At 44.1% G+C, this 25384-nt stretch carries 20 protein-coding genes and 1 pseudogene; 7 read left to right on the plus strand and 14 right to left on the minus strand.

What is annotated here, in order from left to right:
* The 3 genes and pseudogenes from WAO38_RS01335 to WAO38_RS01345 all read left to right on the plus strand — a co-directional run.
* Positions 1-811: pseudogene (locus tag WAO38_RS01335) on the plus strand (phosphohydrolase); the annotation flags it as partial.
* 2 nt (positions 812-813) lie between these two features.
* A complete protein-coding gene (glmS, locus tag WAO38_RS01340) occupies positions 814-2628 on the plus strand; it encodes a glutamine--fructose-6-phosphate transaminase (isomerizing) (protein ID WP_422233599.1) in 1815 nt (604 codons plus the stop codon).
* A gap of 99 nt (positions 2629-2727) precedes the next feature.
* The gene (locus WAO38_RS01345; RefSeq protein WP_422233601.1) at positions 2728-4566 is read left to right on the plus strand and encodes a diguanylate cyclase; all 1839 of its coding nucleotides are present in this window, start codon (positions 2728-2730) and stop codon (positions 4564-4566) included.
* 162 nt (positions 4567-4728) lie between these two features.
* Here the strand turns inward: WAO38_RS01345 and WAO38_RS01350 are convergent, their stop codons facing one another.
* From WAO38_RS01350 to thiC, 3 genes are all read right to left on the minus strand, one after another.
* A complete protein-coding gene (locus WAO38_RS01350) occupies positions 4729-6522 on the minus strand; it encodes a GGDEF domain-containing protein (protein ID WP_422233603.1) in 1794 nt (597 codons plus the stop codon).
* 101 nt (positions 6523-6623) lie between these two features.
* Positions 6624-7793, minus strand: coding sequence for a P-loop NTPase (locus WAO38_RS01355; RefSeq protein ID WP_422233605.1), 1170 nt, complete (start codon positions 7791-7793; stop codon positions 6624-6626).
* Positions 7794-7895: 102 nt separating this feature from the next.
* Positions 7896-9272, minus strand: a complete 1377-nt coding sequence (gene thiC, locus WAO38_RS01360; RefSeq protein ID WP_422233607.1) for a phosphomethylpyrimidine synthase ThiC — start codon at positions 9270-9272, stop codon at positions 7896-7898.
* Positions 9273-9488: 216 nt separating this feature from the next.
* Between thiC and WAO38_RS01365 the strand changes: the two genes are divergently transcribed.
* From WAO38_RS01365 to WAO38_RS01380, 4 genes are read left to right on the plus strand one after another with little or no spacing between them, the layout of a single operon-like run.
* Positions 9489-10610 (plus strand): bifunctional 2-C-methyl-D-erythritol 4-phosphate cytidylyltransferase/2-C-methyl-D-erythritol 2,4-cyclodiphosphate synthase, encoded by a 1122-nt coding sequence (locus WAO38_RS01365; RefSeq protein WP_422233609.1) that lies wholly within the window; start codon positions 9489-9491, stop codon positions 10608-10610.
* Positions 10607-11494 carry a hypothetical protein gene (locus tag WAO38_RS01370; RefSeq protein ID WP_422233611.1) on the plus strand — a complete coding sequence of 296 codons (888 nt, stop codon included), beginning with the start codon at positions 10607-10609 and terminating at the stop codon, positions 11492-11494. Before WAO38_RS01365 ends, WAO38_RS01370 begins: the two co-directional genes overlap by 4 nt.
* Positions 11472-12662 (plus strand): sulfate adenylyltransferase, encoded by a 1191-nt coding sequence (locus WAO38_RS01375; RefSeq protein ID WP_422233613.1) that lies wholly within the window; start codon positions 11472-11474, stop codon positions 12660-12662. Before WAO38_RS01370 ends, WAO38_RS01375 begins: the two co-directional genes overlap by 23 nt.
* Positions 12663-12672: 10 nt before the next feature.
* The gene (locus WAO38_RS01380) at positions 12673-13185 is read left to right on the plus strand and encodes a phosphatidylglycerophosphatase A (RefSeq protein ID WP_422233615.1); all 513 of its coding nucleotides are present in this window, start codon (positions 12673-12675) and stop codon (positions 13183-13185) included.
* On the opposite strand, the gene WAO38_RS01385 is transcribed toward WAO38_RS01380, so the two are convergent.
* The 11 genes from WAO38_RS01385 to WAO38_RS01435 form a co-directional block, all read right to left on the minus strand.
* On the minus strand, positions 13182-14990 hold the full coding sequence (locus WAO38_RS01385; protein ID WP_422233617.1) for a diguanylate cyclase: 1809 nt from the start codon (positions 14988-14990) through the stop codon (positions 13182-13184). The genes WAO38_RS01380 and WAO38_RS01385 overlap by 4 nt on opposite strands.
* 244 nt (positions 14991-15234) lie before the next feature.
* Positions 15235-15729 carry a hypothetical protein gene (locus WAO38_RS01390; RefSeq protein WP_422233619.1) on the minus strand — a complete coding sequence of 165 codons (495 nt, stop codon included), beginning with the start codon at positions 15727-15729 and terminating at the stop codon, positions 15235-15237.
* Positions 15726-16169 carry a hypothetical protein gene (locus tag WAO38_RS01395; RefSeq protein ID WP_422233621.1) on the minus strand — a complete coding sequence of 148 codons (444 nt, stop codon included), beginning with the start codon at positions 16167-16169 and terminating at the stop codon, positions 15726-15728. The genes WAO38_RS01390 and WAO38_RS01395 overlap by 4 nt, the downstream gene beginning before the upstream one ends.
* Complete coding sequence (locus WAO38_RS01400; RefSeq protein ID WP_422233623.1) at positions 16170-17264, minus strand: 4Fe-4S binding protein; 1095 nt, start codon at positions 17262-17264, stop codon at positions 16170-16172.
* A complete protein-coding gene (locus tag WAO38_RS01405; protein WP_422233625.1) occupies positions 17261-17878 on the minus strand; it encodes a TorD/DmsD family molecular chaperone in 618 nt (205 codons plus the stop codon). The genes WAO38_RS01400 and WAO38_RS01405 overlap by 4 nt, the downstream gene beginning before the upstream one ends.
* Before the next feature lie 88 nt (positions 17879-17966).
* Positions 17967-21356 carry a molybdopterin-dependent oxidoreductase gene (locus WAO38_RS01410; protein ID WP_422233863.1) on the minus strand — a complete coding sequence of 1130 codons (3390 nt, stop codon included), beginning with the start codon at positions 21354-21356 and terminating at the stop codon, positions 17967-17969.
* A 13-nt stretch (positions 21357-21369) separates the two neighbouring features.
* Positions 21370-22269, minus strand: a complete 900-nt coding sequence (gene nrfD, locus WAO38_RS01415) for an NrfD/PsrC family molybdoenzyme membrane anchor subunit (RefSeq protein WP_422233627.1) — start codon at positions 22267-22269, stop codon at positions 21370-21372.
* Positions 22269-22904: a 4Fe-4S dicluster domain-containing protein gene (locus WAO38_RS01420; protein WP_422233629.1), complete on the minus strand. Its 636-nt coding sequence runs from the start codon at positions 22902-22904 to the stop codon at positions 22269-22271. The genes nrfD and WAO38_RS01420 overlap by 1 nt, the downstream gene beginning before the upstream one ends.
* A 235-nt stretch (positions 22905-23139) precedes the next feature.
* Complete coding sequence (gene hisD, locus WAO38_RS01425; protein WP_422233631.1) at positions 23140-24432, minus strand: histidinol dehydrogenase; 1293 nt, start codon at positions 24430-24432, stop codon at positions 23140-23142.
* Between the two features lie 9 nt (positions 24433-24441).
* The gene (locus tag WAO38_RS01430; protein WP_422233633.1) at positions 24442-24864 is read right to left on the minus strand and encodes a thioredoxin family protein; all 423 of its coding nucleotides are present in this window, start codon (positions 24862-24864) and stop codon (positions 24442-24444) included.
* Position 24865: 1 nt separating this feature from the next.
* Positions 24866-25372: a shikimate kinase gene (locus tag WAO38_RS01435; RefSeq protein ID WP_422233635.1), complete on the minus strand. Its 507-nt coding sequence runs from the start codon at positions 25370-25372 to the stop codon at positions 24866-24868.
* Positions 25373-25384: the final 12 nt, after the last annotated feature.

Here is a 25384-nt window from a genome sequence, read left to right on the forward strand (position 1 = left end):
TCTCTATATTGTGACCTATGCCGATATCAACGGTGTCGGACCGGGGACCTATACGAGTTTCGGTGCCAATTTGCTCCAAGAACTTTATCAAGCTTCCCTTGAAATTGCATCCCAAAACGACCGTATCACCGATGCCATCAAACGGGTCAATAAAGAAAAACGGCTTACAAACGATCCTGAGTTTACCCATCTCAGTAAAATCGAGCAGAAAAAAGTTCTTTCCATCGAATCAAATCTTTTTTTCTTCAAACATACCCCAAGCGAAATTATCAATATTTCAAAAGAGGCTTTTCAATGTCAGACATTTACCTACCAACTGGACATGGAAGGGGGGCTGATTATCCATATTTTCCGTAAAATTCCTCTCAACTTGGGATATCTTCTCGGTAAACTCAGTTATCTGGATGTTGCTTCCATGGATATTTTCACCCTTTTCGATGGGATCAAATACTTTAAAATTGAATTTTTACAGCGTCCCCTGGAAGGAACAATGGAACAAATTGAAATGATTGTCGAAGAAGCATTTGATATGTCCAAAAAGCTCGTCCTCCCCAAACCTATTATCAAACCAAACGAAATTACGCTTGAATGTGACCACTCGATCAATTACGCACAGCTTAATCTCACGACGGCAAATCAACGGGGACTTTTAGCGTATTTCGTACAATGTTTCGATGAAGCGAACATCAATATCGCTACAGCAAAAATCCATACCAACAAAAATATCGCACGTGACCATTTCTTAATTGAAAAACAAAACAGGATGTGCGATAATGCGCGCGAAATAATAGATAAATTAGTAGGAGAGTAAACATGTGCGGTATTGTAGGGTACATCGGAGTTAAGCCGGTTAAGCAAATATTGATCGACGGGCTTCGTGAACTCGAATACCGAGGCTATGACTCCGCAGGAATCGCCGTATTACAAGCGGGGAACTTCTCTCTTTTTAAAGCAGTCGGAAAACTTGTCAATCTCGAAGAAAAAGCAAAAGATTACGAGAGCAGCGGTTTTTCCGTTGGTATCGGGCATACACGTTGGGCAACCCACGGAAAACCGACAGAATTGAATGCCCATCCCCACTTGGGACAGAATTCTTACGTCGTCCACAATGGTATTATCGAAAATTATCAAGAGCTTAAAACCATGCTGAGCGCAGAGGGGATATCCTTTCTCAGCCAGACGGATACCGAAGTCATTGTCCATCTTTTTGAACATGAACTTAAAAAAGGGGCTGCTCCGTTTGATGCGTTTAAACAAACTCTTTCCCAACTCAAAGGTGCCTATGCCATACTGCTTGTAAACGCAGATGCGGAAGGGACTATTTTCTTTGCAAAGCACGGTTCTCCGATGATTATCGGGCGCAACCGTGACAATGAGACCTTGTTTGGTTCTTCCGATGCCGCACTCATCGGTAAATGCCACGAAGTGATCTATCTTGAAGACGGTCACTACGGATACGCTTCATCTGAGGGAATCGCTCTGTATGACGAGCATCACCATAGCGTACCTCTGCGTTTTACCGCTCTCTCTGAAAACAAGCTTTCCGCCCAAAAAGAGGGCTATCGCTTTTTCATGGAAAAAGAGATCTATGAACAAAGCAGTGTTTTGTCCGATACCCTTTTAGGACGGCTACGCGATGAAAGCATCTATTTTGAAGAATTGGACAGTACCCTTTTTGAAGGGATCAATGAAATCAAACTTTGCGCCTGCGGTACCAGCTATCATGCTGCATTGGTTGCCGGATATCTGCTCGAACGGCATGCTAAAATCCGAACATCGGTCGAAATTGCCAGTGAATTTCGCTACCGGGAACCATTTCTGACCTCCGATACCCTTTTTGTCGTTATCAGCCAAAGCGGCGAAACAGCAGATACGCTGGAGAGTCTCAAAATGGCCAAACGCAATGGCCTCAAAACGATGGTTATCTGTAATGTTGACAACTCTTCCATGGTTCGTCTGGCGGATGCCAGCATCCTTACCCGTGCCGGAATTGAAAAAGGGGTCGCATCGACCAAAGCATTCGCTACTCAGGTATGTGTACTCTGGATGCTCAGCCTGACGCTGGGTGAAATGCGAAAAACACTCGAAGTTTCTGAGATAAAACGTCAAATTGCTCTCTTACGCGCCCTTCCCTCTGCCGTCAGTGTTGAAACAGCCCTTCACGAACAACTGCGCCGTCTCTCGAAACGTTACCTGCACGGACACGGTTTCTTTTTTATCGGACGGGATGTGTTTTTCCCTCTTGCACTGGAGGGGGCACTCAAACTCAAAGAGATCAGTTATCTCCATGCGGAAGGATATCCGAGCGGAGAAATGAAGCATGGTCCTATTGCCCTCGCCGATCCGGAGCTTTTTACGATTGCTTTGCTGCCGCAACATATGCTGTACGAAAAAACCAAAAGCAATATCGAAGAGTTAAGTGCCAGGGATTCAACCATCTGTTCGATCAGTCCGCTTGATTTTGACAAAGCCGATGATCATATACGTACCCACCATGCCGATGACTACATGCTGGAATTTTTTGAGATGATGGTTGTTTTGCAACTCTTATCAATGGAAATTGCAATCCGTTTAGGAAATGATGTGGATATGCCTCGAAACCTCGCAAAAAGCGTTACGGTCGAATAGACCGTAGCTTTTCTTTTACTTTCATCTATATTTAAAACTTATTTAGTTATTGTCACTAAATAAAATTTTTACCTTCACTAAACCATAAGGCTTTTATCCATGAATACTAATCGTAGAATTTTACTGATTGTTGCTTTGATGCTCATCGGACTTGCTGTAGCCACCATTACCAACGTTGCCCTTAACTTCCGTGATTACGGCTATAACAACGCGATCGAAAAATCGAAAATGACGGCTGAAATTGTACGGGACGGGTTAACGGCCCATATGGTCAACGGTATGATGGATAAACGGGCATTTTTTCTCTCCAATATTGCCAACATCAAAGATGTCCAAAAACTCTGGATTGTACGGTCTGAAAATGTCGTTAAACAGCATGGTGAGGGGATGGAAAACGAGCATCCCAGAGATGCCATGGACAATAAAGTCCTCCAAGAAGGGATTATCGTCCGTGAAATCCGTGAAGATTCACAAAATGCTATTTTACGTGTAACGATTCCCTATATTGCCACTGCCTATGGTACCCCGAACTGTCTTGCATGTCACAATGCCAAAGAAGGGGATGTCTTAGGGGCCATCAGTATGGAGTTCAATATTAATGACATTCGCCAAACCGGTGCTATGACCATAGCCAAGATCTTTGCCATCAATGTCATTTTTATTATCATCGCCCTTTGGGTTACCAACCACTATTTCAAACCTTATATGAAACTTTTTGAAAATCTTCAACAAGGGATCAAACGTGCCCGAACCGGAGATTTCACTTTCCGATTTACAACAACCCTTAAAGATGCCGGAAGTGAAGTCGCCGAGCAAATGAATACGCTGTTTCAAAAAATGGAAGAGACGTTCGGAGGGATCAAGCACAATCTTAACACCTTTGCTTCCCGTTCGAATATCTCATGTTCTGACCCCCTCAGTACCGCAAGTATAATTATTCAAGAGCTCTCCGATGTCTATAAATTCAAAAAAACAATCGAGCTTGACAGCAATAAAGAAGCTATTTATGATCGCTTCGTTTATGTTTTGAAAGAAAAATTCGGCATTACCCACTTTGCCCTTTATGAAGTGGATAAAAATTCGAAAGAACGTAAACTGATTCATATTACCGACGGTAAAAGTTTTTGTCTTCCTGTCGCGGATAAAGATGCATTGGAATGCCGTGCTTACCGTACTGCCAGTGATGTTTATTCAACGGACTTTCCAAATATCTGCAGCAATTGTGCCGAGGCGATAGAATATTCGTGTATCCCCTTCAATATCAATGACGATTTGGCGCTGATTCTCTCTTATTCGGCAAAAGATGCACATGATATCGAGACGATGAACCTCTCTTTGCCGAGTATCAAAAACTATTTTGAAGCGGCAAAAGCGGTCATCGAAAGCCGTACATTGATGGATAAACTGCGGGATTCTTCACTCCGCGATGGCGCGACACGTCTTTATAACCGTCGCTTTTTGGAAGAGTTTATCGATAAAAGTTCGGAGCAGGCGCTGCGTTCCAATATCTCCTATGCTATTTTAATGATTGATATCGACTTTTTCAAAATGGTCAATGATACGTACGGGCATGATTCCGGAGATGTTGTTATTAAAGCCTTAGCCGAAATCCTCCAAGAGAATATCCGTAAAGCCGATCTTGCAATCCGTTACGGAGGAGAAGAGTTCTTAGTTCTCCTGTACAATACGACACCCGAAGGTGCAGCACAAGTCGCCGAAAAAATCCGGATGCGCTTTAATGAGAAAAAATTCCAATTCGGCAATAATACCGTTGAGAAAACCCTCAGTATCGGTATCGCCCATTTTCCGTCTCAAGCCGACTCTATTTGGAAAGTTATTAAGTTTGCAGATATTGCCCTCTATGAAGGAAAACATACCGGACGCAACCGTGTTATTGAGTTTGAAGAACGGATGTTTACGGGCGGAGAGCAGTTTTAATCCGTATACCGCGTTAGAGAGAGTGCTCCCGAGAGGCTCTCTTCACCCCCACTTAAAACCTCTCTTTATATACCACTCACATGGCGACAGAAACCTGCATCTTTCGACCTCATACAATCAAGCGCAATCTTCTTGATAGACTCTCATCGTGTAGATGTGTCTCTAGATCGGCATTGTTTCCGCATTGTAGGCAAGAGAACAGTTCCCGCCTGCATGTTTTGCTTCCAATAATGCCCGCTTCGCAAACTCTATCCCCTCAGCCATATCCTGTGTTTGTGCCGGAAAGAATGAGATTCCGATACTCACCGTTTTTAAAATAGCGTAGGTGTTGACGCGGATTTTCTTTTTGAAAGAGAGGCGGATTGCCTCAGCGACTTCCACGGCCTCATCCTGATCATAATCGTATAATACAACTGCAAACATATCTCCTCCGTAACGGATGGTAATGTCGCCTTGACGGATATGTTCTTGAATGTTGTGCGACATCGCTTTAATCACTTCATCGGCAACCTGTGCATCATACGATTGATTGATGACCCCGAATTGATCCATATCGACCATTAAGAGCCCGTAAGGGATCATTGTACGGGTAGACTGCGCATTGATCAGTTTACTCAATTCTTCCAGATATGCGCGATTATAGAGCTGTGTCAGCGGATCGATACGAACCGAATGCTGGAGTTTTTTGTTAATAATTTGAAGTCGTGAAGCATTAATATAGTTTCCTAACTGTTCAAGTGCCAACCGGCTCTTCGCCATATCACGCACATTATAACTTACCAACGAAATCACAATATCGAGTTCATCAACAATCGGATAGCTTCGGCATACATAATGGGCATCAGGATCGATCATTTTCGGACAAGCAATTTCGCACTGGGTTGAATCGATCATTTCCGTAGCATGATCGGCACGGCACCCGCTGACAGCGTCACACAAAAGTGTTTTTTCCGAATGGACGATCCGGGTTGATTTATTCATCGGATTGACTTCCAGAATATTAAAATCACTAAGTTCCCACCGCGTCCGCAGCAAGGCAATGATCCGTCCGTATACCTCTTCGATATTTTGGTCTTTCTCGATGGCGGTACGGAAACGTTCTACTTCGTAGAGTTGATGCACACCCATCTGAAGCGTATAGAGCGGATCATTATTAGGTTTGTCAATCTGGATCAACGCTCCCATTTTTTGACTGCTTTCCAAAAGAGTCGAGTGCAGCTTTTCCATTAAAGCATTGGTCCACATCGCGGCATGGTATCCATCAGCACTTTCATGCTGTTCTATTCGATAGCTATAATCGCCCCCTTCAGCCTTTTCCATAGTCACGGCAACTGCTTCAAGCGTCTCTTTATACGAAGCAATAAAGCGGCGAACTGTTTTCAAAAGATAAAAGGTTAAAGTGATTAATACGAAAATGGCGACTATCGCTGCTACCAGTCCGGTTACTTTTAGATCATTAATATCCATTTCAATGGATACAACACCTAATACATCACCCACCTTGGCATCATGGCAGCTTAAGCAATCGATTTTTCCTTTTTCCGTTGCGACATAAGGAATGGTGAGGCGATAAAGCGTATCGGAAAACAGTGTCCCTGATATATTTTCAATATTTTTCCCTTCTCGTAAAACGGCACGATCGATATCATCGCGGGGTTCTTGAGGATGGATCCCCTGCCCGTACTGTCGGCTTAATGCCTCAGAACGTACGATCCATGTACTTTTGATTCCTTCCAGAGCATCAATTTGCTGAAGTAATCTCTCTTGATACTCGCTGCTTCCGGTAATCATATGAGAAGTCAGCGATTCACGAACGATATTACCGGCTAACTGCGCCCTGCTCTCTGCGGACTGCAATCCCATATATCGAAATGTTGCCAGCAAAACCGCGACAAAAAGAGCCATAACGGCGAGAATACTGAGAGCAAGGGTAAAAAATGTTTTTTCTTTTTTCATTATTCCTGACTTATTACATAAATAGATCGATTATACTGAAAAAAAGATTAGAATTTAAAAAAAGGGGGATTTTCCTCCGGAAATCGGAGGAAAGGCAGGGTTTAGTGACAGCCGCAGCCTGTGCCGCAGCTTCCGCCGGCAGGAGCTTCCTGCTTCGGTGCTGCAGCCGTAGAACACGCTGAAACGCCCGGAGGAGTATTAGGCTGGATCGCTTGATTATCAACGCCGCCCTCTGCATTGATTTTTTCGATACTTGCCCATAAATCTTCAGCCGCTTTCATATAGCGTTTTGCCGTTTCTGAGGTTGGAACACAATAAGTAACCGGCTTACCTTCATCTCCGCCTGTACGGATAGAAGGTTCAATCGGAATTTGTGCCAAAATATGGGTATCAAATTGTTTCGCCATCGCTTCAGACGTTCCTTTGCCGAAGATATCATATTCGACACCGGTATCCGGCGCAATGAATCCGCTCATGTTCTCTACAACACCCGCGATCGGGATATGAAGTTTTTTGAACATATCAAGACTTCTGCGTGAATCATCAAGGGATACCATTTGAGGAGTCGTAACCGTTACACCGACAGTAACCGGAACACTTTGCGCCAAAGTAAGCTGAGCGTCCCCAGTACCCGGAGGCATATCGATAACGAGACAATCCAGATCTGACCACACGATATCGCGCAAGAACTGCTCGATCGCTTTCATGATCATCGCACCGCGCCAGATAAGCGATTGCCCCTCTTCCATCAATGAACCCATTGACATCACTTCTACCCCGTACGCTTTGATCGGAAGAACTTTGTTTCCGACCACTTCAGGCTTGATTCCGTCAATCCCCATCATACGAGGGATATTCGGTCCATAAATATCGGCATCCAAAAGACCCACTTTTTTCCCTTGCATCGCCAAAGCAATCGCAAGATTGACAGAAGTCGTCGATTTACCGACGCCCCCCTTCCCTGAGCTGACCATAATGAAGTTTTTCACTTGTGGGGCAATGTTTTTACCTTTAGAAGAACTCTCACGAGGCATCTTAGGCGCTTGTACGTTTATAACGACGTCTGCGGCACCTGCTAATTTCAACTCATCCGTTGCTTCGGTTGTGATCTGGTGAGCTACTTCCGGAGCACTGGAGGTAATGTCTATCGTTACTTGAACGTTTGACCCCTCAATTTTAATCTCTTTAATAAATCCGAATGTCACGATATCTTTCGTGAAACCCGGATAGGTAACTTTTGATAATGCTGATTTTACAATTTCTTCTGTCATGTTAATATATCTCCTTGTAGATTTTTTTTTGCCTCGTTAAAGGCAAGTTTGAATGTCTTAACGGCCAGCGCAGCCCAAAGAGGCTTTGCTCTCATGGCGTTCTTAGCCAACGTTTTGTGTTTTTGCCTCTTCCGTTATCCATGCCATTGATTCCGGATTTTCCATAATTTGCTGCGTAATTTTGTAGCTGCAAAATTTCGGTCCGCACATGGAACAAAATTCCGCCTCTTTAAATACATCCTGCGGCAATGTCTCATCATGATATTCGCGCGCACGTTCAGGGTCAAGCGCCAATTCAAACTGACGGTTCCAGTCGAACGCATATCGAGCATCGCTCATAGCATCATCGATATCGCGGGCACCCTTACGGCCACGGGCGATATCCGCTGCATGAGCTGCGATTTTATACGCGATAATCCCTGCACGGACATCTTCTGCATTCGGAAGACCCAAATGCTCTTTCGGGGTAACGTAACACAGCATTGATGCACCGTGCCATCCACCGACAGCCGCACCGATAGCCGAACTGATATGATCATATCCTGCTGCAATATCGGTAACCAGCGGTCCTAGAATGTAGAACGGCGCTTCATGGCAATATTCACGCTGAATCTTCATATTGCGTTCGATTTGATTTAAAGGAACGTGTCCCGGCCCTTCGATCATTACCTGAACGTTTTTCTCCCAAGCACGAAGCGTCAATTCACCGAGGACTTTGAGCTCGCCGAGCTGCGCTTCATCACTTGCATCGGCCAAACATCCCGGACGGAGCGAATCCCCCAATGAGAGTGATACATCGTAACGGGCACAAATATCCAAAATGTCATCATAGGCTGTGTAAAAAGGATTCTCGCGATGATAATGCATCATCCACGCCGCCATCAACGATCCGCCGCGGCTGACGATTCCCATTTTACGCTTGGCAACTTTGGGCATCGTTTCCAGCAAAAAGCCGGCATGAATCGTAAAATAACTCACCCCTTGCTGTGCTTGACGCTCTAAAACTTCCAACATGACCTCAATACTCAAATCTTCGATTTTGTTATGTACATCATGCAAAATCTGATAGATAGGTACGGTTCCGATCGGAATTTTGGAATTGGCGATCACCGCACGGCGAATCTCGTCCAAATCTCCTCCGGTTGAAAGGTCCATTGCCGTATCGGCTTTGTAGTGCTGAGAAACCTGAATCTTTTCAATCTCTCCCTGAACATCAGATGCAATAGCGGATGAACCGATATTGGCATTGATTTTACAGCGTGCGGCAATCCCGATCGCCATCGGTTCCAAATTTTTGTGATTGATATTGGCAGGGATGATCAATCGCCCCCGTGCTACTTCGGAACGAACCAACTCAGGATCGAGTTCTTCTACTTTGGCGACATACGCCATCTCTTCGGTAATAATACCCTGCTTGGCATAATACATCTGAGTACGAACGGTGTCGTTTTGTCTGTTGGCGACCCATGCGGTTCTCATACTTACTCCTTAATAGTTTACAAAAGCTTTATTGGACTTATAAATAAGACCCCCTAAAAGGGTCGTATTTGTTTCAATGTAGATAAAAAATTTCAAGTGGATTTAGGAAATGAATCATTCCCTCCCCTTGATATACTTTATAATTTATCGCAAACAAGATAAAAAAAAGCTTTTTAAGTGTATAATTTCGTAACAGTTTACAAAATAGGATACATTTTGTCTGATTTAACCCTTGTTTTACTTGCCGCAGGTAACTCATCACGTTTTAAAGTACCTGTAAAAAAACAATGGCTCCGTATTGGCCATGATCCTTTATGGCTTTATGTTACAAACCGTATCAAAGAGTCCCTCCCCGATGCCACCATTATTCTATCCGCTCATGCAGATGAAATCCCTTTTATGACCCCTTTATGCGATTTTACCGTGGTTGCCGGCGGAGAGACTCGACAGCAGTCATTAAAAAATGCCCTAAAAGAAGTAAATACCCCTTATGTTATGGTCTCGGACATTGCCCGAGCCTGTATCGATCCCGACCTTATCGCGCGTCTCATCGCCCACAAAAATCTGGCGGATACCATCGTCCCGGCTCTCGATGTTCACGATACGGTTGTTTACGGAGATGAAACGATTGAACGCGAACGTGTCAAACGGATTCAGACGCCGCAGCTTTCCAAAACTGAGGTCTTGCGCCGTGCTCTTAAAAGTGATACGGAATATACGGATGAGAGCAGCGCTGTTGTCGCGTCCGGCGGAACACGCTATTTTATTCCCGGTGATCCGCGCGCAGCCAAAATAACGCACACAGCAGATACAGCCTCACTCGAATGTCTCGAATCCCCCTCATCCGCTATCTTTACCGGCAACGGATTTGACGTTCATCCCTTCGAAGAAGGAAAGCCGATGGTACTCGGCGGAGTGGCGATTGAGAGTCCTGTCGGATTCAGAGCCCACAGTGACGGGGATGTCGCGATACATGCACTCATCGATGCCCTATTGGGTGCGGCGTGTTTAGGCGATATAGGAATGTTGTTTCCCGATACCGATAATCTCTATAAAAACATTGATTCTAAGCTGCTTTTGGCTCGATGTATCGAAAAGCTCCATAGTTTTGGATTTGTTGTCTTGCATGCGGATATCACCATTATCGCGCAAACACCGAAAATCTCCCCCTACAAAGATCAGATGCGACGTACCCTTGCTTCTTTACTGCATATCCCCCCTGCCCGTCTCAATGTCAAAGCGACAACGACCGAGCATCTCGGGTTTATCGGCCGCAGCGAAGGTCTAGGGGTAATCGCAACCGCATCAGTACACTATTTTGATTGGAAACACGGATGAACATACTCATTATCGAAAATGAAATCTATCTTGCTCAGAGTATCGCGTCTAAGCTTAGCGATCTAAGCCACAACTGCGATATCTCCAGCTCAACAAAAGAAGGACTTCGCGGAATACCGTATGATGTCGTTTTGCTCTCAACGAACATCAGCGGCCAAGACATCTATCCGGTCATCGATGCGTATAAAAATGCCGTTGTTATCTTAATGGTCAGTTATGTCAGCAATGATACCGTTTCCAAACCGCTTGCCGCCGGAGCAAAAGATTACATCCTCAAACCGTTTATGATCGAAGAGTTGATCCGTAAAATCCAACATTTCCAAAATCATGAACGCATGCGCCGTCAAAACCAAACGTATGAGCGCTATCTTGCCCATACGTTTAATTCGATCAATGTCGATGAGGATCTGGAGAAAACCGAACTCCCTCTCTTTATTTGCAGCGGATACCAAAAATATGCCGATGCATTTGCCTTCCGCTATGCGGCACATCATGATAAAACGCTCCAGTTTATCTCCCTCTCATCCGCTAAAGCATTCAGTGATATAGCCTCCCTCAATGATGACTCGATTCTTTTTATCACCGATTTCCAAAACCTTAAAAAGAGTGAGCACAAAGCTTTCTATGAACTCATCGCGAATCGGAAATGTATCGTGGCCAGCACCGATCCCATTGACAATCCTCCGTTCAAGCTGATTGAAATCGAAAGTGAAAACCATCTCTTCGATCAAGGGGAGATTCTACCGATCGAAGAGTATGTCAAATATATTATGGTCCATTTCCAAAATCGTTTTCCGGATACGGAACTCTCCAAAAAGCTCGGTATCTCGCGCAAAAGTTTATGGGAAAAGAGAAAGAAATATGGCATCGTCAAGAAAAAATAGAGCTCTCTATATTGACCAAGAGGCCGTATCGGCCCTAACGTTACTGAAATCCGGAATGCTGAGCCCTGTTACGGCACTCATGAATGAGCAGCAAAGCAAAGAGGTTCTGAGCAGCGGAATGTTCTTGGGCAAGACGTTCCCTTTTCCTCTCATTCTTTCCCCAAGCGGAAAAGTCAACGAAACCGTCCTGACCAGTGCCCACAAAGGTGAAATTCTTAACCTGATCTGTGATAATGCAATCGTGGGTGAGCTTTGCGTCGATGAAGTTTATCCCATCGATCCGCGTGAACGTCTCCACCAAATCTACGGAACCGAAGATCTCTCCCATCCCGGAGTCAGCGCTACGCATAAACGGCTGGGAAAATATGCGATATGCGGTGATTATACTATCGATCTCAGCAGCGTGCAGTCGATTCAAGACAAAATCAATCAGGCAAAAGAACAGATAGGCGCACAACATACGACGGCTTTGTTTATGGCAGCCAATCCCCTCCATCGCGCGCATGAGCGCCTTATCCGACAGAGTCTGGACCGCACCGACCTGATTGTGATTTTCTTATTGAAACCCTACAACAATGCCAATTTAAAATATGATCTCCGTTTTGATACGCTCAAGTTTTTTGTCGAAAACTATCTTCCGCATAACCGCGTCGTCATCGTTCCCTTGGAAAGCAGCTATATTTTTGCCGGCAGCAATGAGGTCATACTGGATGCCATCGTTGCCAAAAACTACGGATGCAACCGTCTTATCATCGGTCAAAATCATGCCGGAATCGGGATGTATTATGACCATAATGCCAATAAGTCGATTCTTGACCGATTGATCGGCATTGATATCGAAGTCGGCATTTCGAGTGAATACGTCTACTGCAACCAATGTAAAACACTCGTCAGCGTTCAAACCTGTCCGCACGGCCATCATCACCATATTTCGTATCATTCCGAATCAATTTTAGAGCTTATGCAGCAAGGGCTCTTACCTCCTGCCGTACTCGTTCGCAAAGAGATTTCCTCGATGATCGTTGCGTCCTTATATCCTAACCGATTTAAAAATTTGGCCAAACTCTATTACGATATTATGCCCGTTAACGGATTGCTCGAAGAACACAGTGAAAAAGATTTTTATGTCGAACTGATGCGTTTGTATCAAACGACTTCTCTCACCTAAAGGATACAATATGAAATTTCAATGGTTTTTTCTCACTGTCGGATACAGCGGTCTCTTCCCTAAAGCCCCGGGAACAATGGGGACTATCGCGTCTCTCCCGCTCGGTATTGCCATTTTGATGTATTTCGGTTCTCAAACCCTTTTTTTAGCGGCCTTTTTAATCACCCTTATCGCCATTAAAAGTATCAATCAGTACGAAAGCACATCCAACAACCATGATGACAGCCGTATTGTCATCGATGAGCTGGCCGGGATGTGGTTCGCCCTCTCGATCGCTCCGGGTATCGGATTTAATATGGCGGAACTCTTTCAGTGGGAAAACGGTATCGCCGTACAAATTTTGCTCAGCTTTGTATTTTTCCGGATTTATGACATCCGAAAACCCTCGATTATCGGCCGAATCGACCGTGAGACCAAGGGTGGGCTCGGGGTTATGGGAGATGATATCATCGCCGGATTTGCCGCCGGAATCACCTCGGCACTGCTTTGGCAGGCTTTTCTAAAAATAGCGAGCTTTGTTTAAGCCATAATCCGATTTCTGCCATTATTTTTTGCATTATAGAGCTTCTCATCGGCACGGTGCAATAAATCATCGGCACTTTCAATACCGTTAAACTCCGCAATCCCGATGGAACAGGTCAATTTTCCAACCGTATCAAATGAATTCACTTCGATTCTCTGACGCAATGCATCTGCCATTTTAATCGCAGAGGGCAAAGAGGTGTCCGGAAGCAGGATAATAAACTCTTCGCCTCCCCATCGTGCAACAACATCACTTTGACGGATCTGTCTGCGCAGAAGTTCACTAAATGTTTTTAGCACTTCATCCCCGATCAAATGTCCATAGTTGTCATTGACGGCTTTAAAATGATCTATGTCCAGAAGAAGTACGGACAGCGGCCGTTCATACCGTCGGGCGACTTCCATTGAATGTCCCAATATTTTATCAAATTCAAAACGGTTTGCGATCTGGGTAAGACGATCCAAAGTCGCTAAATTATTGAGATTTGTTATGTCATTAAATATAATCACATAACGAAGTGCATTCTCATATTCCAGCATTTGCACGTCTATTACAAAGGTTGAAGTTTTCCCCTCTATGGTTATTTTGGCCCTGTGCTCACGTTCTTTATACTTTAAGATATATTCTGTCCATGCCATTCCTTCCATTTCGGGCTGCAGGTACTTTTCCGTTTCCGACGTTTCAAAAAATTCACAGACACATTGATGATGACGACGAAATTCTTCTAATGACCGATAATGAAAATAATCAAAAAAAGCGTTATTGGCATACATAATTTTTCCGTTATCCATTACCACAATAATATTTTTTTGGGAATTTAAAATGGTAGCTGTATATGCTTCCTGGTAAACTAGCTTTTTCGTCATTCGGGTAAACACATATTCAACAATCCCTAAAAGAATCAGGATAATGGCAACCGTGACCATCAGACTCTCTAAAATGATCTCATATGCCTCTTGATACCCTCTCGTTACATCATTAAAGGATAAGAATAAACCGACCGGTTTTCCGCCGTTACTGGTCAGATGAATCGGAATAACATCGTAATCCTTCCCCTTATAATGGATGATCCGCTGATTCAACGCAGGATTGTTTTTTACAAAACTTTCAATCAGCGGTTTCTGATACGGTGTTAAATGAGAAAAATGGTATCCGCTGTATTCTGCCTGATATTTTTGACCATCCGCCGCAGCCATGCGGCTTTCGTGGAGCAGAAACATCGTCTCCATTTTGGTAGCGTGGATCAATTTATCGATGATGGCATCCGGATCAAACCCAAATTCTAGTGCCCCGATATAGGAATTATGATCGATCAGCGGTACCACGACTCGATAGGCAATCCCTTCTATCCCCCCTTCAAATCCGGCTTGTACCGTTTGCATCCTGTGCAATTTTTTTAACATTGGCCGACGGGATGCGATATCATCACCGCGTATCTCTTTTCGGTGCATACGGAGAATAGATTTTCCGTCCGGAGCATGGAACTGCATGACAATAAGATGATGATTTTCTTCTCTGAGTGTTTTGTAACGCGTAGATACAAGCTGATAGAGTTTATCCGAATCACGTGCAATCATCGCCTCTTCTATCCCAGGCGAACGGAGATTGGCATATGCCCGATAAATGTAAAAATCTTCTAAATCTTTCCGGATTGAATCATAAATCATTTTGATATTTTGTGAAGAAGTCAGCGCTTTTTCTTTTGCCATCTGTTCTTCATGATACAGAAAATAGGTTGTCAAAATAGTTGAAACAGCCAATATTAACAAGGTAATAAATAATTGAATACGCCGTTTAAAAGTCATAGAACCCCTGCTTTTTCATTCTGTACTTCGTCACAATAAAATCAACTCTAAAGAGAGAGTTTTTTTTAATTGGATTTAATAAAATTCATGTTTTCCTATTCTAGCAATATTATTATTTATTCAAGGTACGGTGAGGAGAAAAATAGGCAAAAGAGAAGAAAATATTTCGCCTGCACTACATTTAACGTCTGTAAGTAGCGCTTGCGGCTTAGAGTTCTGACAGCTGGCTACTATCAGAAATTAACTAAATCATCATTGCTTCATCAGTCGCTTCAATCTCTTCAAAATCCAGCACGATCTGATCTAACATTTTTTGTGTCTTTTTTATTTTGAGAATATTTTCATCAAATATTCCTTTCGAGGCGGGAAATGCTTCGGAAAGTTCTTGATAAATAAGAACACGTCCGCCAAAATGTCGATTGAATTCATCAAATGCCTGACGCAAATACTCTTTTTTAGTCGTATGGCGAAACAGCGCTTTGATCATTCTCTTGCGCTCTTTGATAGGAATCGATTCATCGATCGCTTCGGCTACCCGTTTAATATCCAGCCGTGAAAAATAGACACCGCTGTGAAATGGTGCCAGAAGTTTATCCGCCAATTCATCGACAAATGCCGGAACCGGTTCATTATCCGGATCATTCTCATTTACATCTGTTTCACACTCATCCGTGTCGCATTTATCCCGAATAAATTTGTCAAATTCGGCCTTAAGATCATTTAAATCACTGCTGTTCATACATTTTCTCCCAAAATTATTTCATATAGATATTGACACATTGAGCGCATGGCAATTTCATCTGCGAATTCATTGTTTTCGGCATATTTTTCCAGTGCTCTCGGAGCTATCAAATCGCCGATCAATTCTTGATTCTCGATAAAAATGCAGTCACAGTATCCGGACTGATTTGCCAGGGCAGAAGCACGGTCCAGCAATCCAAAAGCCTCTTCTTGATATTCGCTCGCGATAATTGCACCGTTGAGCTTGGAACTGCGCATTTGTGAAATCGTAAATGTTACGTCATCTTCCCTGATGTTCATCGGAATCATCATGGCATTGACCCCATTTTCTTTGAAGAGCTTATTGATCGTAGCCGAAAAACGGCTGCTGTGCGCCTCTTGGGCTATATAGCCATAAAGTTTTGTCTCTACGGTTATGGCATTGTCATTGTTCATCATTTACACTATCCCCCATAATTCACGCGCTTCTTCATCTTCCAAACGACAGCGTCGACAAATCCGTTCACCGGTAACTGAGCTAAAAAGTGCATCACATTCATCGCACCGCCGTACTGAAAAAGTGACAAGATTTTGTACTTTCGGTTCAAACCAATCTTTCAAATTATACGATGTTGAAAGGGTAATGGCATCACTTTCGCACACATCATGGCATAGATGACATTTGACACATAAAAATGGGTCAAAATCAATTTTCGAATTGCGTATATCGGAAGTAAGTGCCGCTGTAGGGCATACACGATAACACATTTCACAGGCGGTGCACTTTGCCTCATCCATTATCTTTTGGGAGGTGAATCCGATTTTATCCCCCTCTACCACATGATAGACGGAAGGTTTTTCTAAACGCTTTAACGCCGTAAAAAAGAGTTTGCGGCGGTCGGTAATTTTTTTGGTTCGTAACTCTTTGGTATGCGAACTGTCAATCATCGCTTCGATAAATTCATCGGTTGTACTTTGGATCTCTTTCTCAAAATTTCCGCGTACTTTTCCGATCTCTTTCAAATGAAACGTTTTGAAAAAATCTCTTCGGTCTTTTACTTCCGCCGATGCATCCGAGAAATACGATACTTCATTGCAAACGATGGACTCGGAGGAGTCTATCGCCTCCAGAAGATAATTCGCACTCTCAACCCTCTCTTGTACCGACAAAAGGGTTTTTTCTCCGATCTCGCATCCAGAGCAATGTCCGATATCAAGGACCAGCCCTTTTTTAAGAGCGGCAAGTGCAATCAGATGTTCCGTAGAGAGCGCAGCGATACAGGGAAGATTTTTTTGACACGAAACCAAGTTCCCCTCTTCCGAAGCAAACGAAAAGAAAAACTCGGTCGCGCTGAAATCATCCAGACTCAAAGCCTCACTCGGACAGACGGAGATACACCCGGCACACCCGACACACAATGATTGATTGATAGAGGGTAGACGGCCGGATAAGGTTATCGCACCCGTAGGACAGCTGTCACTGCAATGAGTACATAGCGAATTGACACTCAAGGCGCGAACACATTGTGCCGGGGAAAGCTGTAAAAGACTCACGGCTGGACCAAAGCACTCAATGTTTCGTTATCGGACAGGATAAATTCTAACGCCATCTCTGCCGTATCATAGTACAAAGGGGTACGCGATTCATATTTCATGTTGATGAGATACATCGGTGCCCAACGGAGCAAATGGGTATTTAAAAAGTTATGCTGTACACGGATTAATTCATGGACGGCTTCGGTATCGTTTTCCTCATAAGCTTTGAGTTGTGCTTCACATAAATGGTGCATAAACTCCATTTCAATTCCGATATGATCCGATGAAACGACACGTGCCACAGCATAATCAACAACAAAATCATAGGCGCTGTAGATGTCAGTAACCGGATTTGCTCCGCCGGTCTCGATCATCTGATCACTGCGGGTATAAAACGTCTCATAAGGAACCAGATGGAGTAATGAGATATTGGTAAAATCAGGATTCAGATACTCTTCCAATAGTTTTTGGGCTTCCACACCTTCTCGATGTTCCCAATCACGCCAATGTGGCATAAATTCTAAAACTGTAGCGTCACTGCGAAGTATTTCCAAGCGTTCAACATCCAATTCTTGGAGTAATATACGTGATAATAACGCATATAAATTACTGCGTGCGATAATTTCATCCATTCCAATGACCTTTAATAATGTAGAGAGATTGTAGCTTATCAGGCTGAAAAGCGGATAAGGAGAGTGTACTATTAGGGGGTATCAAGTCTTACGACTTGATACTGACATCATATGACGAAGGATCGAGACTAACCCATGGTCGTTTAATATGACGAGGACGACGAATGGTTGAATTTTCATCCAAACCGCGTGTTAATTGATCTCTCCAAGCTTTATAAACTCCGAGATTGTTTTCATAGTTGACATAGATATCACCTATTTTATCTCCAGCTTGAATCGGTTCAAGAATAACTTTTTGGTGCCAGCAGTGCATTCCCGAAACCGGGTCAGGATGACAAGCGGCAACGGCATTTTGCCATGATCCGCTTAAGCCGTCCCACCAGATATTGCCGGAGTCACGGTTATATTCCGCAAAACGCTCTGCATGGAAAGGTTTGATACCCTCAACATATTTGAGTTTACCTTCTTTTCCATCCATTTGGATCTCAGCTACCGGGACACCGAAGCTGTTGATTCCAGTAGTACCGCTGTAATCGTCAATTTTGATTTGTCCGCCCTCACGACCTGCATTTGCAGGAGATTCAGCAAGGAACTCTTTACTGGTCAGATCAGGTTTAGATACACTTGAACCGACTTTACCGTCACTGACACCATTTGGAATCGTGACAGCATTCGTCAATTTCCAGCGTCCGCCATGGTGTGAACAAGCAAGCGTTCCCGGAAGAACACCCTCTGTAGGTACAGCCATAGCAACAAAATATCCGCTTTCCAAGCCGGATACCGTATCGACAATTCGCACACGGATAGCATCACCGCGTTTGAATCCGAGACGTTTAGCATCCGGTGTACTGATCCAGATCGGATCGTGATTTTGGCTGATCTCCATCAAATGTTTGGAGTTCGCTGAACGGGTATGAATGTTATACGGTAAACGGAATACCGTATTGAGTGCGAATTCATTCCCCTCTTTCATATACATGTGATTGACATGCGATACGATGTGAGGCATTTGAACTTTTTCCGCATCACTACGCGGATAGAAAGGAAGCGCATACTCTTTCCATTTCCAATCAACAGCCCACTGGGTAAAGAATTCCAATTTTTTGGTAAGGGTAGCGAACCCTTCCATTTTCTTACCGTCGATTTCAATACCGATCTTTTTCTCTTTGCCTGCGTGATCTTTAGCACTGATAATACCATGGGCACCGACACTCATCGTAGAAGCTGCAAATTTGTGCCCGTGTGAAATCACTTCACCGTCTTCAAATTTAAGTTCACGTTCCATCGCATGATAGATCTTATCTTCTTCCAGCCATGTACCGTGATCACGCATGTACGAATAAACCGGGAACTCTTCGTTCATGTAGCGCGGGTCGTTCGTTGCAGTCTCTTTAAGTTTAGGAAGGTTATCCCCAAATGCTGCATCATACCATTCGGAAATGGTAACCGGTTTGCCCGGATGACGCTTGGATTCCCACATTTTCTTAACACCGAGACTTCCGTCCGGGTCGATATAGTTGACACAAAGGTCAAACATGAACTCATTCTCTTCCCAAACTTCACCGAGACCGGCTTTGATGTGCGCTTCCAATGTTGCACGGTTTGGATTTTTTGGTTTCCATCCCGATTTTTCAAGGGCTACACGCAATACCGGCTGACGGAAACTGGTCCAACGCGCAGGGAGTGTTGCTTCCGAGTGCTGGTCATGACGCTCACCTGCAAGTCCTACCGGAAGGACATAGTCCATGTACCAGTTTGTTTCAGACCAGACAGGAGAAAGGTTTAACGTCAATTCCATAATCTCTTCATTTTTAAGCACTTCCAACCATCGGAATCCATCCGGATTGATCCATACCGGATTATACATACGAGGGATATATACCGCAAGTTTGCTCGGAACGTTTAATCCGCGATCGTTCCATTTTTTCTGCCATTCTTTATCCGTTAGCAAATGCGGCAAAAGATACGAAAGCTCATAGGTCGATAATGGCCATTCAGGCGGCCAAGTCAGTTCATTCCAGACTTTAACTTTTGGTACATCTGCACCGGCCATACCTTGACCGACAGTTGAACTTCCCCCTTTGCCTCCTACTGAGATAACATGCCAGTGGTGAAAGAATGTCCCCCCAACTGTACCGATGGCACCGCGAAGACCTATTGCGAAGTACGCTGTACGTCCGCCCATCCATGCACCACGGTTACCTGCGGCAGCTGCACGCCAGATATAGGTAGAAATCGCATCTCCTGCCCAGATAAACATATCATAAAGCTGCTCAAGCTTATAAGCAGGAACGTGAGTCTCTTTAACGGCAAAATCAAGAGTGTATGCTGAATACATCTCTTTAAGAACTTCAAGATAACTCTCAAAATCACGTCCGGCAGGAAGTTTACTAATGTACCCTTTCTCCACCATGAAGTTGAGATGATCACTGTCATTCATCAATGTTTCCCAGTTGAACCATTTTTTGACAAATTTCTTGTCTGTCATGTTTTCATTGAGAATACGGTTGGCAAGATACAGATAGATAGCTGCTTCCGTACCTGGCCATGGAGCGATCCATAAATCGGCCATACCGGCGGAGTTGGACATACGAGGGTCCATAACAACCATTTTTGCACCCTTTTTACGGGCATCGGCAATATATCCGGCTGCTTGCTGGAAATAGTGCCCCGCATCAGCTGCATGAGATGAATTGAGGAAAACAAGTTTTGCATTTCCCCAGTCCGGGCTGGTACGGTCATCATTTGCCGTCCAGATTGTCGGTGTACGTCCGTTTGACGAACAAATGTTGGTGTGTGAATTGTATGAATCAAGTCCTAATGTTTCCCATACTTGAGGAACAAAACCGTTTTCATTTGGGCGTCCGACATGGTACATAACCGATTTTTTAGAGAGTTCATCCCCTTTTCGAAGAGTGTCTCCCATCTTTTTACCGATGGTCGTCATCGCTTCATCCCAAGTCGTACGGATCCATTTACCTTCTCCGCGTTTTGAACCAGGTGCACGTTTCAATGGGAACGGAATACGATCCGGATCATACATTTGCGATTGTGTAGCATAACCTTTTGCACAGTTACGTCCGCGTGAACCTGCGTGGAGCGGGTTCCCCATGTATTTTTTGACTGTAAAAGTTTTTTTATCAACCCAAGCCGTCAATCCGCATGACGCTTCACAGTTTGAACACGCCGTAGGAATAAGCATATAATCACGAACTAAAATACCATCAGGGTTTTCTTCACTTTGTACGCCGTGACGATCGATACCGCCACGCTTCCAATCGGTACCGTCAAGTTCTTGGAAACCGTCCCACTGATCCATCGGAGGATAGAATGAGAGAGTATCGGGAGTATTGGTAAATTTACTTTTTTCAATTGATTCGGCTATCGCATCGGTCGAAAATACACCTTTTGCAATAGCGGCACCCGCTACAGTAAGAGCGGTACCTTTTAAAAATGTTCTTCTGCTTTCTAAATACATCATAGTCTACCTCTTAGCTCATATTTAACAATTGGGGAATCACAAGCCAAACGTGTTTGCTTACCCACAAACCGACTAACGCCGAAACGGCAGCGATTTTCAACAAATAGTACGATTTGTTTTTCAAGCTCAGGCATACCAACACCATCGGTGCCAAAAAGGCCATTACTTGACCGATCCAGAACATCGCAGTGTATTCGCCGCCTTTGACAAATTCCAATGTCGCCGCAACTTCTTCGGCTTTCATCGCACCGAAAATATATTCAGACATATAAAGGATAAACGCCGCGAATGCGCTCAATCCCAAAATAATTCCGAGATCTTTTTTGATAGGATCTGAAAATTTATTTCCGCCAAGCAAAATCATTGTCGCTGAACCCGCTAACAATGCCGCCAAAATCATTTGTGCCGATTCTGTCGGCATTTGCCACAATTCACGTGCGGTTGATTCTGCCATCAACCCAGCCGTATACAAGGTAACCGGGATTGCAAGCAATGTTGTCCAACCCAAAAACTTGTCATACATTGCTTCGTCTTTTTTCAGATAGATCGCATACGCCATCGCAAAAAGAAGTCCTACAAAGCCTGTTGCCATCCATGCACCGATCGTAATCGCCGATGTTAGGTGAGGATAGAAAAAGATATGCCAGAAACGAAACATCTGGTGCAAGTCAATGACGGTAAAAAATAAGAACACATGGATAAATACAATCGAAATTGCTACTACCGGTAAACGGATAAAGCCCGTTTGCTCCGGATATTTTTTCAACAAGAAAAATGCGAGGAAGATAATACCGGTTCCGATACTTTTTGCCCACATATTCATTGTGATAATCCAACCCCATACGATTCCCGGAAGAGCAACGTCAAGAGTTACAACCGCGTTTGTTGCCGCTATTGTTTCGTGTACCATTAGTGCCCTCCAATTGGGAGATGTTTAAGATCATTGAAAAGGTTGTGTCCTTCGCCGCGGAACGATGCCAACGGGTTCAGTGTTACATTGCCGCCGCCTACGTAGTAGTGGTGCGGATCTGTCCCTTTTTCCGGTTTACGGACTTGGACATTCCCCTCATGCTGCTGAATATATTTGCTGATACTTGACATCGGATCATCCAAATCACCGAAAATATTCGCTTCTACAGGGCACGCAACGACACATGATGGCATCATAGCACTAGCGATACGGTGAGCACAGTAGGTACATTTATCCGCTGTCTGCGTTTGCGGGTCAATATAGATCGCACCGTATGGGCATGCCATAATACAACCGGCACAACCGATACAGCGCTCTTTATCGATATTAACAATACCGTTCTCAAGATAATGCAACGCACTAACCGGACAGATACGCTCACACGGTGCATTCGCACAGTGATTACAGCGAAGCGGTGTAAATGTCCGCTTAGTTTCAGGGAAGCTCCCAACATCAATATATTTTACTCTAAGACGCCATGTAGAAAGTGGGACTTCATTTTCCACTTTACAGGCAATCTCACAGCCCTTGCACCCCATACATAGGTGAAGGTCTACCAAGAAACCCAATTGCATATATTCTCCTTGATTCCTGATTCACGATTGGTCCAACTTATCATAACAGATACGAATAACCTTTATTTGATGCCGTGATTACAGGCGTTTAACGGCATTTCTGCTGGGTCGATAGTAACTAAAATTTGGTTAACCGAAACTAAAACGGACACCCTTTTTGCTATAACTTTTTGATATGTAACCGTTTGGTAACTTCCTCAGAAGAGGAGTAAAAGAAGAAGAAAAGAGAAGGATATTAAGAATCTAATCGGCAGCGAACCGATGCTTCATGGGCACCGAGACCTTCGGTATGTGCAATCAATGCGCATGCTTCTCCGATCTCATTGATCGCCTGACGCGAAAAAGAGATGATCGATGACTTTTTCATAAAGTTCTCGACGCCCAGCGGAGAGTAGAATTTTGCCGTTCCGCCGGTCGGAAGGGTATGGTTCGGTCCTGCTACATAATCTCCGATTGCTTCAGGGGTATAATGACCCAGGAAAATCGCTCCGGCATGCTTGATCGATGGGAGAAGGGCAAAAGGGTTGTCCGTTGCAACTTCCAAATGTTCCGGAGCAATCTCATTCATAAGACGGACGGCTTCACTCATCGAGTCCGTCACAATGATCGCGGCACGTTCCTCAATCGATTTACGGGCGATTGCTTCACGCGGAAGTTTTTTCAACCAAATTTCTATCTCGATCGCACACGCATCGGCAAATTTTTGAGACGGGGTAATCAAAATAGAACTCGCCATTTCATCATGTTCCGCTTGAGAAAGCAAATCGATTGCGATATGAACAGGATTTGCCGAATCATCCGCCAATACACCGATCTCGCTTGGACCGGCTATCATGTCGATATTCACTTCTCCAAACACCATTTTTTTGGCTGTTGCCACAAAAATATTTCCCGGTCCCGTGATAACGTCGACTTTCGGAATGGTTTCGGTCCCATAAGCCATAGCCGCAATCGCACTCGCTCCTCCGACTTTAAAGACTTCACTCACACCGCACAAATGGCATGCCGCCAACAAAAGGGCATTCGGCTCATTGTCAGGGGTCGGTGTTGTCACGACGATATGTTCTACCCCTGCTACCTGCGCCGGAATCACATTCATTAAAAGAGAACTCGGATAAGCAGCTTTCCCTCCCGGGATATAAAGCCCGGCACGATCAACCGGAGTCACTTTTTGCCCTAAAATCGTTCCGTTCGCCTCGGTGTCAAACCAGCTTTTAGGAAGCTGTTTTTCATGATACGCGCGGATACGGTCATATGCCAAATGAAGAGATGATTTAAGATTGGGTTCCAGCTCATCATACGCCTTCTTCATTGATGCCGTATCAATACGTAAATCGCTTCCGCTTTTAGGTGTCCAGCGGTCAAATTTTTCAATGTGCCGGATCAGCGCATTATCTTTGTCTGCACGTATCTCATCGATCAGTCCTTTGACAATTGTGGAGACATGCTCCATATCCATTTTTCCGCGTCCGAGGAGTTCGTCAAAAACTTTTTGAAAATTACTTTCGTTACTGTGTATGAGGGTCATTGTTTTCCTTCAATTGCTTTTTGGAGTACTTTTAGAGTACTCTTTTTTAACGATATCCAGCGCATTTAAAAAATTCTCGGCATCAATCGCACCCATAACCGGCTCAAACATCGGTTCGCCGTTACTTTTGAGAAACCATGTTCCCGGAGTTCCCCCGACCGCCAATTCTCGTGGAAAAAGAGGATTTTCATCAATAAATACGATGGCACTGACATAATCGGCATTCAGTTTTTGTACAACTTTCGGGTCTTTCAGCGTTGTAGTTTCAAATTGGACACAAAAATGGCAATGATGGTTCGAGATGATAAACATCATAGGTTTATGAAGAGCTTTCGAGCGCTTGAGAGCACTCGCATAATCTTTTTCCCATTTAATATCGGCTCCGAATAAAGCGAATACCGAGAACATCAATATAAAAACTATCTTTACCATGTCATTTTACCTTTTTGAGAATTTCTTTAGCGATTTCACTAATCTCTTTACCGCTCACATCGATAGTGATGTCGGCTACTTTTTTATAATGGGCAGCACGCTCTTCATGAAGTTTTCGTGCTTTCTCAATATCTTGGAATAATGGACGTTTGCGTAATTTCTTAGCCGCATCCGGATGGGCAAGGATTCGGTTATGGATCGTCTCGAAGGGTGCCGACAGATAGACAACTGTTCCGATTTTCGAAAGATTGGGAACTTTAAAAAAACCGCCGCCCGTCGAAATCAATGTCCCATCCACCTCTTTTTGCAGCCACAGGGCCACTTTACGTTCCAATGCACGAAAGTATTCTTCACCCGATTCGGCAAAGATTTTCTTGATACTGCGATTTTCCATGCTCTCGATAATATCATCCGTATCCAGCGCAACCAAATCAGACTGTTTAACTATCTCCCGAGCCACCGAGCCTTTTCCGACTCCCATAAAACCGATTAAAATAATGTTTTTCATAAATTCTCTGCT

It is taken from the genome of Sulfuricurvum sp., from assembly GCF_049277495.1.
Classification (GTDB): domain Bacteria; phylum Campylobacterota; class Campylobacteria; order Campylobacterales; family Sulfurimonadaceae; genus Sulfuricurvum.

Coding starts and splice junctions, on each gene's coding strand:
- WAO38_RS01355 (WP_422233605.1), bottom strand. CDS start 7,793: ATGACAGAAGAAATTGTAAAATCAGCATTATCAAAAGTTACCTATCCG.
- nrfD (WP_422233627.1), bottom strand. CDS start 22,269: ATGGTACACGAAACAATAGCGGCAACAAACGCGGTTGTAACTCTTGAC.
- WAO38_RS01380 (WP_422233615.1), top strand. CDS start 12,673: ATGAAATTTCAATGGTTTTTTCTCACTGTCGGATACAGCGGTCTCTTC.
- thiC (WP_422233607.1), bottom strand. CDS start 9,272: ATGAGAACCGCATGGGTCGCCAACAGACAAAACGACACCGTTCGTACT.
- WAO38_RS01370 (WP_422233611.1), top strand. CDS start 10,607: ATGAACATACTCATTATCGAAAATGAAATCTATCTTGCTCAGAGTATC.
- WAO38_RS01435 (WP_422233635.1), bottom strand. CDS start 25,372: ATGAAAAACATTATTTTAATCGGTTTTATGGGAGTCGGAAAAGGCTCG.
- WAO38_RS01395 (WP_422233621.1), bottom strand. CDS start 16,169: ATGATGAACAATGACAATGCCATAACCGTAGAGACAAAACTTTATGGC.
- WAO38_RS01410 (WP_422233863.1), bottom strand. CDS start 21,356: ATGTATTTAGAAAGCAGAAGAACATTTTTAAAAGGTACCGCTCTTACT.
- WAO38_RS01375 (WP_422233613.1), top strand. CDS start 11,472: ATGGCATCGTCAAGAAAAAATAGAGCTCTCTATATTGACCAAGAGGCC.
- glmS (WP_422233599.1), top strand. CDS start 814: ATGTGCGGTATTGTAGGGTACATCGGAGTTAAGCCGGTTAAGCAAATA.
- WAO38_RS01430 (WP_422233633.1), bottom strand. CDS start 24,864: ATGGTAAAGATAGTTTTTATATTGATGTTCTCGGTATTCGCTTTATTC.
- hisD (WP_422233631.1), bottom strand. CDS start 24,432: ATGACCCTCATACACAGTAACGAAAGTAATTTTCAAAAAGTTTTTGAC.
- WAO38_RS01420 (WP_422233629.1), bottom strand. CDS start 22,904: ATGCAATTGGGTTTCTTGGTAGACCTTCACCTATGTATGGGGTGCAAG.
- WAO38_RS01405 (WP_422233625.1), bottom strand. CDS start 17,878: ATGGATGAAATTATCGCACGCAGTAATTTATATGCGTTATTATCACGT.
- WAO38_RS01390 (WP_422233619.1), bottom strand. CDS start 15,729: ATGAACAGCAGTGATTTAAATGATCTTAAGGCCGAATTTGACAAATTT.
- WAO38_RS01385 (WP_422233617.1), bottom strand. CDS start 14,990: ATGACTTTTAAACGGCGTATTCAATTATTTATTACCTTGTTAATATTG.
- WAO38_RS01345 (WP_422233601.1), top strand. CDS start 2,728: ATGAATACTAATCGTAGAATTTTACTGATTGTTGCTTTGATGCTCATC.
- WAO38_RS01350 (WP_422233603.1), bottom strand. CDS start 6,522: ATGAAAAAAGAAAAAACATTTTTTACCCTTGCTCTCAGTATTCTCGCC.